General features: G+C 66.2%; 19 protein-coding genes. 4 read left to right on the forward strand and 15 right to left on the reverse strand.

Going from position 1 to position 13,364, the window contains the following annotated elements:
• The first annotated feature begins 21 nt into the window (after positions 1 to 21).
• Complete coding sequence (locus IEY68_RS15085; RefSeq protein ID WP_189094294.1) at positions 22 to 486, forward strand: acyl-CoA thioesterase; 465 nt, start codon at positions 22 to 24, stop codon at positions 484 to 486.
• A 12-nt stretch (positions 487 to 498) separates the two neighbouring features.
• Here IEY68_RS15085 and IEY68_RS15090 read toward each other — a convergent pair whose 3' ends face one another.
• Together IEY68_RS15090 and IEY68_RS15095 are read right to left on the reverse strand one after the other, a co-directional pair.
• The gene (locus tag IEY68_RS15090) at positions 499 to 1,683 is read right to left on the reverse strand and encodes a thiolase family protein (protein ID WP_062997437.1); all 1,185 of its coding nucleotides are present in this window, start codon (positions 1,681 to 1,683) and stop codon (positions 499 to 501) included.
• A 371-nt stretch (positions 1,684 to 2,054) separates the two neighbouring features.
• A complete protein-coding gene (locus tag IEY68_RS15095; RefSeq protein ID WP_062997434.1) occupies positions 2,055 to 2,885 on the reverse strand; it encodes an SDR family oxidoreductase in 831 nt (276 codons plus the stop codon).
• A gap of 76 nt (positions 2,886 to 2,961) precedes the next feature.
• Here IEY68_RS15095 and IEY68_RS15100 point away from each other — a divergent pair, with 76 nt between their 5' ends.
• The gene (locus tag IEY68_RS15100) at positions 2,962 to 3,603 is read left to right on the forward strand and encodes a TetR family transcriptional regulator (RefSeq protein ID WP_189094295.1); all 642 of its coding nucleotides are present in this window, start codon (positions 2,962 to 2,964) and stop codon (positions 3,601 to 3,603) included.
• A 137-nt stretch (positions 3,604 to 3,740) separates the two neighbouring features.
• Here IEY68_RS15100 and IEY68_RS15105 read toward each other — a convergent pair whose 3' ends face one another.
• Positions 3,741 to 4,718, reverse strand: a complete 978-nt coding sequence (locus IEY68_RS15105) for an alpha/beta hydrolase (RefSeq protein WP_062997430.1) — start codon at positions 4,716 to 4,718, stop codon at positions 3,741 to 3,743.
• Between IEY68_RS15105 and IEY68_RS15110 the strand changes: the two genes are divergently transcribed.
• Positions 4,705 to 5,805: a LysR family transcriptional regulator gene (locus IEY68_RS15110; protein ID WP_189094296.1), complete on the forward strand. Its 1,101-nt coding sequence runs from the start codon at positions 4,705 to 4,707 to the stop codon at positions 5,803 to 5,805. The genes IEY68_RS15105 and IEY68_RS15110 overlap by 14 nt on opposite strands.
• Positions 5,806 to 5,992: 187 nt before the next feature.
• Here IEY68_RS15110 and IEY68_RS15115 read toward each other — a convergent pair whose 3' ends face one another.
• Genes IEY68_RS15115 through IEY68_RS15135 form a run of 5 tightly spaced genes read right to left on the reverse strand, consistent with a single transcriptional unit; the run spans position 5,993 to position 8,677 of the window.
• Positions 5,993 to 6,244 (reverse strand): Ada metal-binding domain-containing protein, encoded by a 252-nt coding sequence (locus IEY68_RS15115; RefSeq protein WP_229718794.1) that lies wholly within the window; start codon positions 6,242 to 6,244, stop codon positions 5,993 to 5,995.
• Positions 6,245 to 6,270: 26 nt separating this feature from the next.
• Positions 6,271 to 7,002, reverse strand: a complete 732-nt coding sequence (locus IEY68_RS15120; protein WP_062997424.1) for a 2OG-Fe(II) oxygenase — start codon at positions 7,000 to 7,002, stop codon at positions 6,271 to 6,273.
• Entirely contained in the window at positions 6,999 to 7,583 is a 585-nt protein-coding gene (locus IEY68_RS15125; RefSeq protein WP_062997422.1) for a methylated-DNA--[protein]-cysteine S-methyltransferase, read from the reverse strand. Before IEY68_RS15125 ends, IEY68_RS15120 begins: the two co-directional genes overlap by 4 nt.
• Before the next feature lie 16 nt (positions 7,584 to 7,599).
• The gene (locus tag IEY68_RS15130; protein ID WP_229718807.1) at positions 7,600 to 8,112 is read right to left on the reverse strand and encodes an RNA polymerase sigma factor; all 513 of its coding nucleotides are present in this window, start codon (positions 8,110 to 8,112) and stop codon (positions 7,600 to 7,602) included.
• 49 nt (positions 8,113 to 8,161) lie between these two features.
• Complete coding sequence (locus tag IEY68_RS15135) at positions 8,162 to 8,677, reverse strand: methylated-DNA--[protein]-cysteine S-methyltransferase (protein ID WP_229718795.1); 516 nt, start codon at positions 8,675 to 8,677, stop codon at positions 8,162 to 8,164.
• A gap of 193 nt (positions 8,678 to 8,870) precedes the next feature.
• Between IEY68_RS15135 and IEY68_RS15140 the strand changes: the two genes are divergently transcribed.
• Positions 8,871 to 9,080: a hypothetical protein gene (locus IEY68_RS15140; protein ID WP_189094297.1), complete on the forward strand. Its 210-nt coding sequence runs from the start codon at positions 8,871 to 8,873 to the stop codon at positions 9,078 to 9,080.
• 92 nt (positions 9,081 to 9,172) lie between these two features.
• Here the strand turns inward: IEY68_RS15140 and IEY68_RS15145 are convergent, their stop codons facing one another.
• From IEY68_RS15145 to IEY68_RS15175, 7 genes are all read right to left on the reverse strand, one after another.
• Positions 9,173 to 10,114: a protein kinase family protein gene (locus tag IEY68_RS15145; RefSeq protein WP_062997420.1), complete on the reverse strand. Its 942-nt coding sequence runs from the start codon at positions 10,112 to 10,114 to the stop codon at positions 9,173 to 9,175.
• A gap of 106 nt (positions 10,115 to 10,220) precedes the next feature.
• Positions 10,221 to 10,673, reverse strand: coding sequence for a DUF4158 domain-containing protein (locus IEY68_RS15150; RefSeq protein ID WP_062997418.1), 453 nt, complete (start codon positions 10,671 to 10,673; stop codon positions 10,221 to 10,223).
• A 128-nt stretch (positions 10,674 to 10,801) separates the two neighbouring features.
• Positions 10,802 to 11,068, reverse strand: coding sequence for a DUF5131 family protein (locus IEY68_RS37095; RefSeq protein ID WP_229718796.1), 267 nt, complete (start codon positions 11,066 to 11,068; stop codon positions 10,802 to 10,804).
• A gap of 258 nt (positions 11,069 to 11,326) precedes the next feature.
• Complete coding sequence (locus IEY68_RS15160) at positions 11,327 to 11,821, reverse strand: hypothetical protein (protein ID WP_063916243.1); 495 nt, start codon at positions 11,819 to 11,821, stop codon at positions 11,327 to 11,329.
• A gap of 5 nt (positions 11,822 to 11,826) precedes the next feature.
• Positions 11,827 to 12,447: a TetR/AcrR family transcriptional regulator gene (locus tag IEY68_RS15165; protein WP_189094298.1), complete on the reverse strand. Its 621-nt coding sequence runs from the start codon at positions 12,445 to 12,447 to the stop codon at positions 11,827 to 11,829.
• A 218-nt stretch (positions 12,448 to 12,665) separates the two neighbouring features.
• Positions 12,666 to 13,100 (reverse strand): hypothetical protein, encoded by a 435-nt coding sequence (locus IEY68_RS15170; protein ID WP_189094299.1) that lies wholly within the window; start codon positions 13,098 to 13,100, stop codon positions 12,666 to 12,668.
• A gap of 13 nt (positions 13,101 to 13,113) precedes the next feature.
• Positions 13,114 to 13,350: a hypothetical protein gene (locus IEY68_RS15175; RefSeq protein ID WP_189094300.1), complete on the reverse strand. Its 237-nt coding sequence runs from the start codon at positions 13,348 to 13,350 to the stop codon at positions 13,114 to 13,116.
• Positions 13,351 to 13,364 lie beyond the last annotated feature (14 nt).

Below are 13,364 nucleotides of genomic sequence, written 5' to 3' on the forward strand. Positions count from 1 at the left end.
GTCCGTCCACAGGAAGTCCCGATGTCACTCGAAGATCCACGCCGCCGCAGCCCCGACTATTACCCGTTGACATTTCAGTACACACCAGTGTTCGGCGATGTCGACTCCTACCGGCACCTGAACAATGTGGCTCTGGGTCGCCTCCTCGAAGAAGGACGCGCTCAACTCAACCGGCTGACCTTCGCCGAATCCGGCGCCGGAACTCCCGAGCTCCACTTGGCCTCGACGACAATCGACTTCCTCTATCCGGGCGCCTACCCCGATCCCGTGGTCTGCGCGACAGGTGTAATACGCATCGGCAACACATCGTTCGGGATCGCCCAGGGCCTTCTGCAGAACGCACGCTTCCTCGCGGTGAGCGAGAGCGTTATGGTCAAGACGATCGAAGGCGTACCGACCGAAATCACCGACAGTGAGCGAGTGGGCCTCCGCGGGCTGCTCGTGACTGCCGCGGACGCCGAGTTGCCGGGAGGAGGCCCGCACTGACCGCGATCGTCGTCAATCGCCGACTCGAATCACGATCGCGGCGGCCGTATCACCGGCGGCGCAGCCGGTGAACAAACCCACCCCGCCACCGCGCAGCGTCAATTCGGTCACCAACTCGGCGATGGCACGCATTCCGGTGGGAGCTTGCGGATGCCCCCAGATGAGGCTGCAGCCGTACGCATTCATCTTTGCGATATCGACCCCGGTCTCCCGGGCGAAAACGATATCGTTGACCGCGAACGGATTATGCGTGGTGACGGCGTCGACATGATCGATCGTCAGGTCCGCGGCCTCGAGTGCGCGCAGCGCCGCAGGCACCGGCGCCTCGGGCATATGCGTGCGGGCGACCCGCGCGAATCCTGTGGCCAGGACCTGGACGATCGGGCCGGCGGACAGCTCGCGGGCCTTGGCCGGCGTGGTCACCATCGCACCCGCGGCGCCGTCGGCCGGATGGGTCTGCGAAGCACCGGTATGCACCCCGCCGGAAATGGCGGGCGTCAGCGAGCGGATCGCTTCCCGCTCGACCGGACGCACCCCACTATCCTCGGCGATCGTCACAGATCGGCGGCGCTCGGCCACCTCGATCGGGACCATATAGGAACGCTGGAAGCGCCTGTCCTCGGCGAGCGCCGCCCGGTATTGGTCGTACCGCAGCGCGGCGACATCATCGATCTCCTCCCGGGAAATTCCACGCTCACCGGCAACCGTCTCGCCGGCGGCGATCATCGACGTGCCGGCCCAAGGGTCGCATGCGAAGTTGGCTTGGACGAAATCCTCGACGAGCGGCGCACCACCGGCCGCGGCCGGACTCGGGTACACGATGGTCGGCCCGTTGCTGGTCCGGTCGGTCGTGATCACCAACTCGGTTCCCCCGCCCACAGCGACTGCCGCGGCCGCGGCATGTAGGGCCGCCACGGCCGTCGCACAGGCCTGGCTGATCGTCGGTCCGGTCACCGCCGGGATCCCGAGCCGACCGGCGATCGTCGGTGGACCGAAGAAGGATCCTGGTTGCGGCACGGTGAGGCCGAGCACGACTTCGTCCACACACGCGATATCGACTCCACGGTCGGACAATGCGCGCCCGGTGACAGCCGCCGCCAGATCCACGCTGGAAATGTCCGCGAGCGCACCCTGCCACCGCGCGAATGGCGACGACCAGATCAAGTCGGCCGGAATCGCCACATTGTCGTACTTCATCCGTTTTCCGTTTCCTTCGTCGGTGGATTCGGTTCCAGCGCAACGCTCCTGGCAGGCGATTCTGCAATCACCGATCCAGGGGGCAAGCGATCGAATACTAACTAACAGTCGCTAGTAATGGACGATATGTCCTGGCCCGAGTCGGTGTCAATCACCGGGCACCGCCGACGGGCGTGAACTGCGGATCAGCAACCCGCCTGCACACAGCACAGTTTCACGGATCTCGCACGGCAGCATTCCCGCCGACTGCACAACTCGCCCACCCGGGCCCGCCGAGCGGCGCCGCCATTCAGCGACGCCACCCACCGGCACCCTTCGATATCCAGCCGCACTCCTGCCGTACGCGAGCCGAAGCCGCCTCGCCGACGAGGTCAGCCCTGCGCCTCCTCGGCCACGTCGGCCCAATCGGTCCAGGTCTGCAATCGCTCGGCATAGACGGAGGGGAGGATCTGGAGCGGCATGGAGCCGAAGAACACCCGCAACGGCGGCTCTTCGGCGTCGACGATTTTCAACAAGGCGGGGCCCACCGCCTGCGGGTTACCGGGCTGTCCGTACTTCGGCGCCCGAGCCAGTGCCGCCCGGATACCGTCGTAGGCAGGGAGAGGTTCGGCGCGTACCGCCGACGATCCGGACCAGTCGGTGGCGAAGCCGCCGGGTTCGACGAGCGTCACCTTGATGCCGAAGCCGGCGACCTCCTTGGCCAGCGCCTCGGACAGGCCTTCCAGGGCCCACTTCGAGGCGTGATAGCCGCCCAGGTTGGGAAAGGTGGTCACTCCGCCGACAGTCGAGATCTGGATGATGTGCCCACCACCCTGTTCACGTAACAACGGCAGGGCCGCCTGGGTGACCCACAGCGCACCGAACAGGTTCGTTTCGAACTGGTCGCGGATCTGCTGTTCGGACAGTTCCTCGACCGCGCCGAACAGGCCGTAGCCCGCGTTGTTCACCACGACGTCCAGACGCCCGAACGTCTCGTGCGCACGGGCGACAGCCTTGTCGACCGCGGCCCGATCCGTGACATCGAGCGACAGCGGAAGCACGGCGTCGCCGTACTCCGAGACGAGGGACGAGAGGGATTCGACGTCGCGTGCCGTGGCGGCGACTTTGTCACCGCGCGCCAGGGCCGCTCGGACGAATTCGCGGCCGAAACCGCGGGACGAACCGGTGACGAACCAGACCTTGCTCACGAGTGCCTCCTTCATTGAAACCGGGAATCTCAATGAGATACTAACTCTATATGAGACTGAGTATCACTTTGCGGTTGTGTAGCATAACCTCATGCCCGGCCGCTCCGAACCATCGCCCCAACCAGGTGATGCGGCTCCCGGACTGCGTGAGCGAACCCGCCGTGCGATGAAGGCCGAGGTCGCCGAGGTGGCCATGCGACTGTTCGGCGAACAGGGCTTCGCCAACACCTCGGTCGACCAGATCGCCGGCGAAGCCGGCATGTCACGTGCGACGTTCTTCCGCTACTTCGGAACGAAGGAAGACGTCCTGTTCGACAACCTCGAGGAGATCGGTCGCACGCTGGCCGTAGCGCTTGCCGAGCGGCCGGACGACGAAGACCCTTGGGTCTCGTTGCGCCGTACCTTCGACGCGATCACCGCGACGTTGACGTCCGAACCGGAACGCTCGCTCAGGCTGACACGCATGCTCAGCGAAACGCCCTCGTTGCGGGCCCGGCACTGGGAAAAGCAGCTGGGCTGGCAGGAACAATTGATGCCCGAAGTCCTGCGCCGCGTCGGCGCGCACGCGACCGATACCCACGATCCGCGCGCCCGGGCACTGGTCTCGTCGGCCCTGGCCTGCCTCGATGCTGCCACCGAGGCGTGGCTGGCATGCCATGGTGAGACCCCGCTTCCCGCACTCATCGACCGCGCGATGGGAGCCCTCGGGCCCCACCCGGCACACCTCCGCTGACGCGGGCCGGGAACCGCCGCCCACCGGCGGCGATCCTGCGCGCCATCTACCGACCCGCGCAGCAACACGCCCACCCATAACCCGACGACCGTGCCGTCATCGACTCATCGCCACGCGGAAGTGAGCCCGACCGCTTTTCAGATCACCGTTGCGATCCAGGCGGCCATGCGGTCCCACAGAATCGCGCGGTTGCCCGCGAAGTTGTGGCAATGTGCGGATCCTTCGACGAGATGCAATGTGACATCGGAGGAGGAGCGGTAGTTGCCCGGCTCGGCGTGTGGACGGGGCGATACGTCGAGTACGCCCCCGAGCCCGAGGAACACCGGCACCTCGATCGCCTCGGCGAACTCGGCGACGTAACCGGGTGTGGTGACTTCGGATGCGGCGCGAACCGGGACCGCCGCCTCGACCGCGTCGTCGGCGGCGATAACTTCGTCGGGGACATCGGGCGCGTGGAAGATCGAGCGAAGGTGCGCCCGCGGCACGATACAAGAGTTGGCTTCGGGACCAACGCCGTTGATTTCCCGGAAGGTGCGTTCACTCTCCGCGATGCGGTCCTCGAGCTCGCCGGCGGTATTCGATTCGTCATACACGTTGGCGATGTCGACGCCATAGCCGAGCAGGGCCACCGCCGCGTAGGGACGCGCCTGCGCTTGCACGACCGTCGTCAGGCAAGCACCCATGGAGTGCCCGACGCCGACCAGCGGAATATCGAGCGGCGGCAGGTGCTCGCTGAGCGTGCCGGCAGCGATTCGGCTCTTCACCTGGTTCGCGACGGCGGCGTCGCCGCGGGCGAGAAGCGCCAGACCAACGGGCCCGGAGCTCGTCGGGTCGCTACTTTCCCCGACACCGAGGTGATCCAGCGCGAGGACCACGAAACCGTGCCCGGCGAGGTGTTCAGCGAAACTGTAGCCGGGCCGGTCCGGGATCTCGAGGTGCCAGTAGTGCCAATCGTAGGTGCCGCCGGCGAGACAGACCAGCACCGCCGGTGCACTCTCGGGGTGCTCCGGCAGGAACAGCCGCCCGACCTGGGTGAGCGGTTCACCCGAGCCGACCGCATCCGTCACGTCGAATGCCAGCGCGATGGGGGTGGTGAGGTGGATGTTTTCGGGCATATCGGTGTGCCTCCTCCCCAGTGCCGTCGACCTCGATGGCACTGTGGAAGCCGACTATGGCAGGCCGCACATCGAGCGTCCATTGCCGATTTTGCGCGTTCAGGCCGCGTGCAACGCAACGCTCCAGGTGAAAGTTATTGCACTTGGTTACCGAACTCCCGAGAATGGGATCATGGAACTCCACCAGCTCCGCTGCTTCATAGCGGTAGCACACTATGGGCACTTCACGCTGGCCGCCCAGAGTCTTCACCTGACGGCCTCACCGGTCAGCCGCACAGTAAGGGCGCTGGAGTCGGAGTTGGGCGTCGAACTGTTCGTCCGACGCCATCACTCGGTGGGCCTCACCGACGCCGGCGAACGGCTGGTGGCGAAAGCCAAAAGCATCCTCGCCCAGGTCGACGAGCTGAGTGCGGCGGCAGCCGAGGCCACTCCTCGCGCGGACGAGATCGCCCTGGGCGGGACCCACATGGCCCCACCCGGCGCCTTGGACGAAGTTGTCGGACGGATCGAGGCACACCTGCCCGGCAGATCCGTGCGCATCACCCTGGCCGACCCCTCCGCGCTGTGCGATCTCCTCGAAGACAGTCGGGTCGACATAGCCGTGGCACACCTGCCGATGCGGCCAGGTATGGGGTTCCGGCCGCTGGCAACCTATGATCTACGGCTGGCAATGCGCGCCGATGATCCGCTGGCTTCCCGATCACTGGTCGGATGGGACGACCTGCAGGGCCGGACCATGACGATCGCGACCTCGACCCCCTACCCTTCGGCGCTCAACGACATCCGGCGTCACCTCGAAAACGTCGGACTGCGCCGCTTCGAGGAAATCGACAGCACCGACGTCAGCCTCCTCGCCCATCGCATCCGGTGCCGAGGCGGCGTCATACCGACCCTCGCACCGAGCGTCGGAGGGCCCTGGAAGGTCTTCGAGGATCCGGCCTACGCCGTCGTCCCGATCAAAGGTTCCGCACCGCGATTCGCTCTCGCGCTCGCTTGGAACCCCGCTCGCTATAGAGCGGATCCGGCCTTCGCCACGCTCGTCGACAGCATCACACTGCCCGCGGACAGGACGACACAACCGCTGTAGCGAATCTCCCAACCGGCGGGATCGATCGCGAATTTCACAACTCGATCGAGTCGGGCCTCGGAGCAGGCGCGTAGTCAGTTCAGTGTGCTGGATGGCGGGTGGGTGATCGCGGGCGGCTGATCAGATGACACGTGCGGGGTCCGATATCGACGCACCCGCGTGTCGGCAAGACGAGGGCTGTCCAGTGTCACAGCGCTGCCTCCTTCCACTTCTTGTACTTCTCGGGCAGACACCTCGCGCACGGCCGGAACCCGGCGGTGATCGCTGTGTGTTCGTCGGCGAAGAACACCCGGTTGTCCACGTATCCTCCGCGCGCGACCGCCCGCAACGCGGAAGGGCAGTCGAGGCGGCCGTAGATCCGGTTGCGGCGATGTCCCCCGTAGCGACCCGGTGTTGTCGAGGTGTACGTATTACGGTCCGGACCGAGCAGTGTGTACATGCGCTCACCTCGACCGGGTTGCGTGCTCATGCGGCGTCGTGGAAGACCAGCCCCAACGTGTGCCGCTCGCCGCTGCGGACGGGAGACACCCCGTGCCTCATCGACGCCACCGACCATCCCCGCACCGACTTCACCGGCCGGTCACGGGTGGTGAAAAGGTACCCGTGACCGCGGTCGATGGTGAACGAACTGCCACGGGACTGGGCGCGGGGCCGCTGCTCGACGAGCAGGAACTCCCCGCCGGTATGGTCGACGCCGGGGTCGTTCAGATTGATCACCACCTGCAACGGGAACACCAGGTCGCCGTACAGATCGCGATGCAGGGCATTCCAATCGCCCGCGCCGTATTTCAGCAGGATCGCGGTGGATCTGCGTTGCCCGGCGTCGTGGCACATCTGCAGCCATTCGTCGAGGGTGTCCGGCCAGGGTGCCGTGCGCCCGAGCCGCTGCCACCACCCCCGGGCGATCGGCAGCAGTCGCGGATACAGCGCCTGTTCGAGCCGTTCGACGGGTTCGGGATAGGGCCGGTGGAAGTACTTGTACTCACCTGCCCCGAATCGGTGTCGCGCCATATCGACGGTGCTGCGGAACAGCTGCTCGTCGCGGTAGAGGGAGCGGATCTCGGTGGTTTCGGCGTCGGTCAGCAACCGAGGCAGCCCGGCGCCGCCGAGGTCGTCGACTTCGGCGGCGATGGCGTCCCAGTCGGCGGCTTCGACCCGTTCGCGCCAAGGATCGATGATGTCGTTGCCAGTCCTCATATGGCGGCCTCCAGATGCAGCAGGGTGGTTTTCGCGTCCAGGCCACCGATATAGCCACCCAGCCCACCGTCGGAGCGCACCACTCGGTGGCACGGCACCACGACGGGAAGCGGGTTGGTCGCGCACGCGGTGCCGACGGCGCGAACGGCTCGGGGGTTGCCGACGGACTCGGCGACCTGTTTGTAGGTGGCGGTGTGTCCGTAGCCGATGTGTGGGAGGTAGTGCTGGACCGTTTGCCGGAATCCGGCCGACAGGGAGTAGTCCAGCGGTAGTTCGAATACTCGCCGGTGTCCGGTGAAGTATTCGTCGAGCTGCCGTGCCGGACCGTCGAGCCGGCTCGGCATCCGCAGGACGCGGGGGCTGATCTTCGCGGCGAGGGCATCGAGTACCCGGTCGAACTGCTCGCTGTGGTAGGCGACCCGGATCAGTCCGCGTTCGGTCGACGCGAGCAGCAGCGTCCCGACCGGGGAGTCGACGGTGCGGTAGGCGATATCAACCAGTCCGTCGCGCTGGGCCCGATGTTCGAGCTGTTCATGAAGGCGTGCCAGGGCGTCGGGGGCGATCGGAAACAGGGCGTCCACGCCGCGGTCCCGCGGGCTATTTTTCCTCGTGTCCACGGGGTTCTCCTTTCTGTGTTCCGCCCGCTGTCAAACGTTGTCGTAATTTGCCGATTCCGTCGGCTGCGGCCCTGCGGACCGCCGCCGGGGCGCTGCCCGTCAGCGCCGCTGTCTCCACATGCGAGAGACCACCGAAGTAGTGGTAGGCGACGGCGAGGCGCTGCCGATCCGGCAGAGCCGCCACCTCAACCCATAGGGCAGTGTCATCGGCCTCCGGGTCACGGCGGTCCGGCTCCACCTCAGGCAATGTCTCGGTCGGCACGGCCGATCGACGGCGCGCACGGGTCACGTCGATTGCCTTGCGTTGGGCCACTCGCACTAGCCACGCCTCGACATTGGTGTCCTCCGACAGCCCGTCCCATGCCCGCAACGCCGCAAGGAAGGTCTCCGACCAGGCATCATCGGCATCAGGGCCCGGGCCGAGCACCGCGCGGCACACCCGCAGCACGGTCGCTCCGTGCTGTTCGACAGCCCGCTCGAAGGGGATCATCACAGTCATCGCAGAGTAGACGCGCCGCAGCACGAGAGTGTGAGTATCTGGGTCAGAACAACCGTGCAGCCCGCACCGCGACCGGCTCCTCCAACTCCAGCAGCCGCCGTTTGCGGTGCAGGCCCGCCGCGTATCCGACCAGCTTGCCGCCCGCGCCGACCACCCGATGACAGGGGATGAACACCAGCAGCGGATTACCGCCGACAGCCCGCCCGACCCGCTGCGCCAGCCCCCGATCCCCGAGCTGTTCGGCGAGGTGGCCGTAGGTGACCGTGTCACCGAATGCGATCTCACGGAGCATCGCCCAGACCCTTTCCTCGAACTCGTCGCCCGAGGTCGCCAATGGCACATCGAAATCGCGGCGCTCGCCGGCGAGATACTCACCGAGCTCGGCATGTGCCGTCCTGAGCACAGGGATCTGCGCGAGCTCGACCTTCTCCCCTGATCGTGCCGGCTCGGGTCGGGGCCCTCGACCGGACAGATAGCAGCCGGTCAAGGCGTCGCCGTCGGTCACGAAGGTAGCCATGCCGAGTTCGGTCGCTCCCTGCGCATACCTGATATCGGTCACGTCGCTACTCCTTTCCCGGGATGTCACCGGGTAGATGTTTCCTGCACTGTCACCGGGTAGACGAACAACCGCCGGGTGGATGTGAGGTCGTTGCGGCGATCGCGTCGAGACCTCACACACCGGCGACGCCGTGCGACTTCTCTTCAGCCGCACAGAATGCGGTCGGCATCACCGACACGGAGGAGCCGCAACGATGAGCAGCAACAAGAACCTCGTCAACGAGTACTACACCGCGATCTGGAGCAACAACTACGAGCCCGACACGATCCGCGAACTGACCACCCACGACCTTCTGTGGCGTTACCCGATGCACGGCGAACCACAAAGTCTTCTTCAGCGGAGTCCGCGACGGCAAGTTCGCCGAGGAGCTACCTGGCCGAACAGGGCTTCATGTATCGGGTGACACGACTGTTGGATTTCCAATTTCGGCTGCTCACTGTCCTTGGGGCGGTGCTGGACATCCATATCGGACACCAGGTTCGGGAGGCGCTCGAATCAGTCATGCGATATGTACTGCGGGATCCTGCGCAGTTCACGCAGGTATTTGAACCGTTCGACCGCGCCTGATGTCGCGTTTTCGCTCAGGCCTGTATCCGAGAGTGCGGAGTGGAGCTGGGCGACGTCGACTCGGTCCAGGGCTGCCAGGATCTCTGGCTGCAAGTCTTCGCCTTTGCCTGCCCACAGCTCGAGGAAGTCGGATGACATCGGCACCTCGAACGGATCGAACGACTCGGGAAAAGCGCGGCCGTGGTCGATGGCGAGCAGGTCGAACGTGCCATCGTCGTGGTACACGGTGCGGAAGTTCGCGGGGCGGCGGTCCAGATTCCCCATGATGTAGTCGAGCACGCCAACCTGCTGCTGCTGAGGCTTGCCGTACTCGCGGGCCGCGCGCCCGGGTCCTGATTCGACGAACTGCTGAATCATGCCGGAGCCGGTGCGGCCGCTCTCCATGCCTGCCACTCCTGCTGTCCGGGCAGTCGGCGGAATCCGGCCGAAGCCCAGTGCCTCGTCGAGGCGATATGCCGAGACTTCCCGGTCCGTCTGTGCGCCCCGATACGGCCGGAAATGGAACAACCCGTCGTAGTTCTCGCCCGCTTCGGGTTTGTAGATATTCAACTCCCCATCGGTCGAGCGCATCTTCCGAATCGAGACGCTGGAGGCTTCGCGGACGTCCTTCAGCATCTCGTCGCTGAACCTGACGTCGGTATCCAATCGACGTTCAGCCATGGCCGTTTCGACTGCGGTGGGCTGATAGTGCCGGACGCCGACCGGGTCCGGGCGCGGCCACATCTGACCCTCGGGGAGCTGCCAGAGAATGTGTGAGCCCCCGTGAGCGCGTTCGATTCGGTAAGCGCCCTCACACATGAGACCGCCAGTGGTTCGGTAAAAATGAACGAGCGCCTGCGCGGCCTGCTCCGCCTTCTCCCCCAAACCCATGGCCAAACGGCGTGTGACAGAGCCGAGAAGACTTCCGCCATCACTCACCGGGAGACTCGGGAAATTCAGCCCGCAATCCTTTCCCGTGTGAGGTCCAGACGGATGGTCATGTCCAAGCGAAAGCTGCCGCAGGGGTTGATGTTGGACTCAGGGCGCGGCGTTCGTTGTCGCCGACCAGCTGGACCGACGCACGCAACTCGACCGGGCACACCTCCTCAGCCAACCAGCCGGTCAGCTGGTCCTCGTCGCTGACAGCGAAATCCCGGAACCCGAAAGCGGCACGAACCTGGGCACGGTGATACTCGATCGTGCGGCCCGACCACCGATACGAGGCGAACAGCGCCGGATCGACCTTCACCTGCTCGGCGACATGGCTCACCACCGCAGGCGGCACCTCCGCCGCCTCGCGAGGAAACCTCGCCTCGATCTCGGAGAACTTCAGCAATAGAGCGAACCCGAGCCTGGTAGCTCCCGATTTGTTGCCCACCAACCGCCAGTCGTTCTCGCCGATCAGCGTCCACGACCCGATCAGATCCTCGGGCGACCACTCCCACTGCACGAAACGAAACCGTAAGGCGTGTCAACGGTTACCCGCGCGTCCTACTTTGCGGCTCATGACAGCTTCAGGATTCCTGGGCCGATTCGGGTGCATCGGGCGCGGGTTCGGACCGGACTCGCCACCGACGATCACCCAGTCCGGCGAGGGCGTCGGCGCCAGTCGGCGCACGGCCCACCACAGCGGCATTCGTAGGCGTCGCCGTCGTCGGGCCACCGGCAGCGGCAGCCGTCCGGGCACCGGTTCGGGTACAGGTGCTCATACAGGTCCATCGGCCCGATCAGCGGCTCGCACGACAGGAACCGCACCGCCGCGGGGATGCGCTGCCGCTCCGGGATTCGCTGATCGGCGGTGTCCTGGTTCTCCACCGATGTCCCGAACCACACGTTCGATGGCATCTCCAAGCCCTCCCCTACCCTCCGGCGGGCCTGTAGCGGCCGTTTCGTCAGCAGAACAGAGCCGGGTCATAACCGAATTGGAGAACCCATGTGGGGACAACGGATACTCACGGCACTGATCGGCACCGCAATAATCAGTGCGTCAGCTGCCGGGCTCGCCGGCCGGGCAGTCGCAGCACCCGAACTGGGACATCAGGCCGCGGCAGCACAACTCTGTTCGGCGGTCGAGACCCGCCCGTGGCCGATGAGCATGTGCCGTCATCGGTCGGTGGCCAGATCCGTGGCTGTGGGCTCCGCGGCCGTCGCTCCGGGCGCGGACGGCTTGGTGAACCAGCCGGCGTACGTCAGCAGCAGGCCGATCGCTCCCAGGACTGCGAAGAAGGCCCGCGCCAGCAGCGTCGCGGTGGGTGAGAGCATGGTTGCGTCAACGGTTTCCTCGACGGCGGTGGGAGAGGCGATCAGAAGGAAGCCGCGCAGGGCGACGAACCAGCCGAATACGGAGATCGTGATCGCGAGCGGCCCGCGCCAGCTGCGGTGACCGCCGATGATGACCAGGCCCGCGCCGAGCATCAGCGCGCCGAGCATGAAGACCAGGACCGGCTGTGAGAACAGGTCGTTGATGAGCCAGATCAGATCCGGCAGCCGGATCGCGTAGAGGATCGTGAACGTGGCGATGTAGGGGCCGATGACGCGGGCGAATGCCCGCGTGCGCAGCTGTGCTTCGACCGAGGCTGACGACGTGGTCGTCGACATGGTGTCTACTCCTTGATTGGCCGGGGCGCGCGGTCCCGTCGGGTTTCGGGCGTGAAGCCCGCTTGGTGAAGGACGGCGCGAAGGTACTGCTCGACGTCGTCCGGCGTGCTGGTGTCGGGCCGGGTGATCAGGTGCTGCCACCCCGCGCCGGTGAGGATGTCCAGGAGGACCTGCGGGTCGGTGTTCGGTGGCAGCTCGCCGTTGTCACGGGCCTGCTCGAACACCGCCGTGCGGGCATCGCTTCGCGGACTGCCGAGCTGCTTCTCGTAGGCGGCGGCGATCTCGGGATAGTCCTCGAACGCGCCGTAGAGCCGGCGCAGGAGCCGGCGCTGCCGAGGGTCGGCGAGCGCTGCCGCCCACCCCGTCAGCAGATGTTCCAGGTCGCGGATCTCCGGCGTTGGCGGTGGGTTGCCGTAGGTGGACTCGACAGCGGCGATCAGGAGCTGCGTCTTGTCCGGAAAACGACGGTAGACGGTGGCTCGTGTCACCCCGGCGCGCCGGGCAACCTGCTCGATGCTGGCGGCGGCCGCGCCACGCTCGATCAGCAACTCCAGCGCCGCGTCGAGGATGGCGGTATCGGCGTCGGCATCCCGCGGGCGGCCGGGCGGACGTGCCTCGATTCCCATGTTCATTACAATACAGCACTGCTCTGTATTGTAAATGCGCGACGATAAGGCGGGTTGCCACTCCTGGCACACGAGAAGACCGTAGAGCAGTCAACACCTATCGGCGCGTTCTGCTTTGCGGCTCGGGCCAGCTTCGGGAGTTCCGGGCCCCTGTCGTGACGTCGAGGTAAGCGCCCAGATTTGCGTCTGGGCCGGTCGGCGGTGGTCACCAAGAGTCTCTACAACGATCGTTGTCGGGAACCTTCGGTCCAGAGCGGAAGCGCCGCGCCGGATGGGTCGCCCAACCCGGTCTCGATGGCATCGTCTGCGGCCACTGGTCGGCCTGCCTCGCCGGTGAAAGGGCCACAGCAGCGCCAGCACGCGCCGGGCCGCGAGCCGCCACGGGATCCGAGCTTGGCGCTCGAAGGACGAAAGAGGAACAGATCCACGTCAAACGGGATGAAACGGGGCCAAACGGGATGAAACGGGACGCAGTTGCCGGGTCTGACCGCCGATAAGACCCGCCGGTCTTCGACCGCGCCGCCCTGTGCCGCCACGCCGAAGATCGCGGTGCGCCCGTGAACGGTGTGCACCGGAGCGTCGACCTCGTCCACCACATGGCCCCGATCGGCGGCAGCGACCGGATGCCCGGGCAGCCGCTCCTCGACGATCACCGGCGCCGAATCGTCATGTGGCGCCTGCGGTTCGAGCACGCACAGTGGGCGCGGCACGCGTGTCACCCCGGGGGTGCAGCAGCGCCGGCAACTGCGCCTCCCTCCTGGTGGTGGGGGCGACTGCGGGCTGATCGCCGACCGGGAAGAAGCTGTCGCCGACGACCGTGCTCCAGCGATGAGGGCTCTCGATGCGGAAGACGCTCGTGCTCGAGGCCAGGTCGCGCAATATCGACGCTTCGTCTTCGGTCATCGCCACGGCCTGAG

The sequence above is a fragment of the Nocardia jinanensis genome (assembly GCF_014645735.1).
Classification (GTDB): Bacteria; Actinomycetota; Actinomycetes; order Mycobacteriales; family Mycobacteriaceae; genus Nocardia; species Nocardia jinanensis.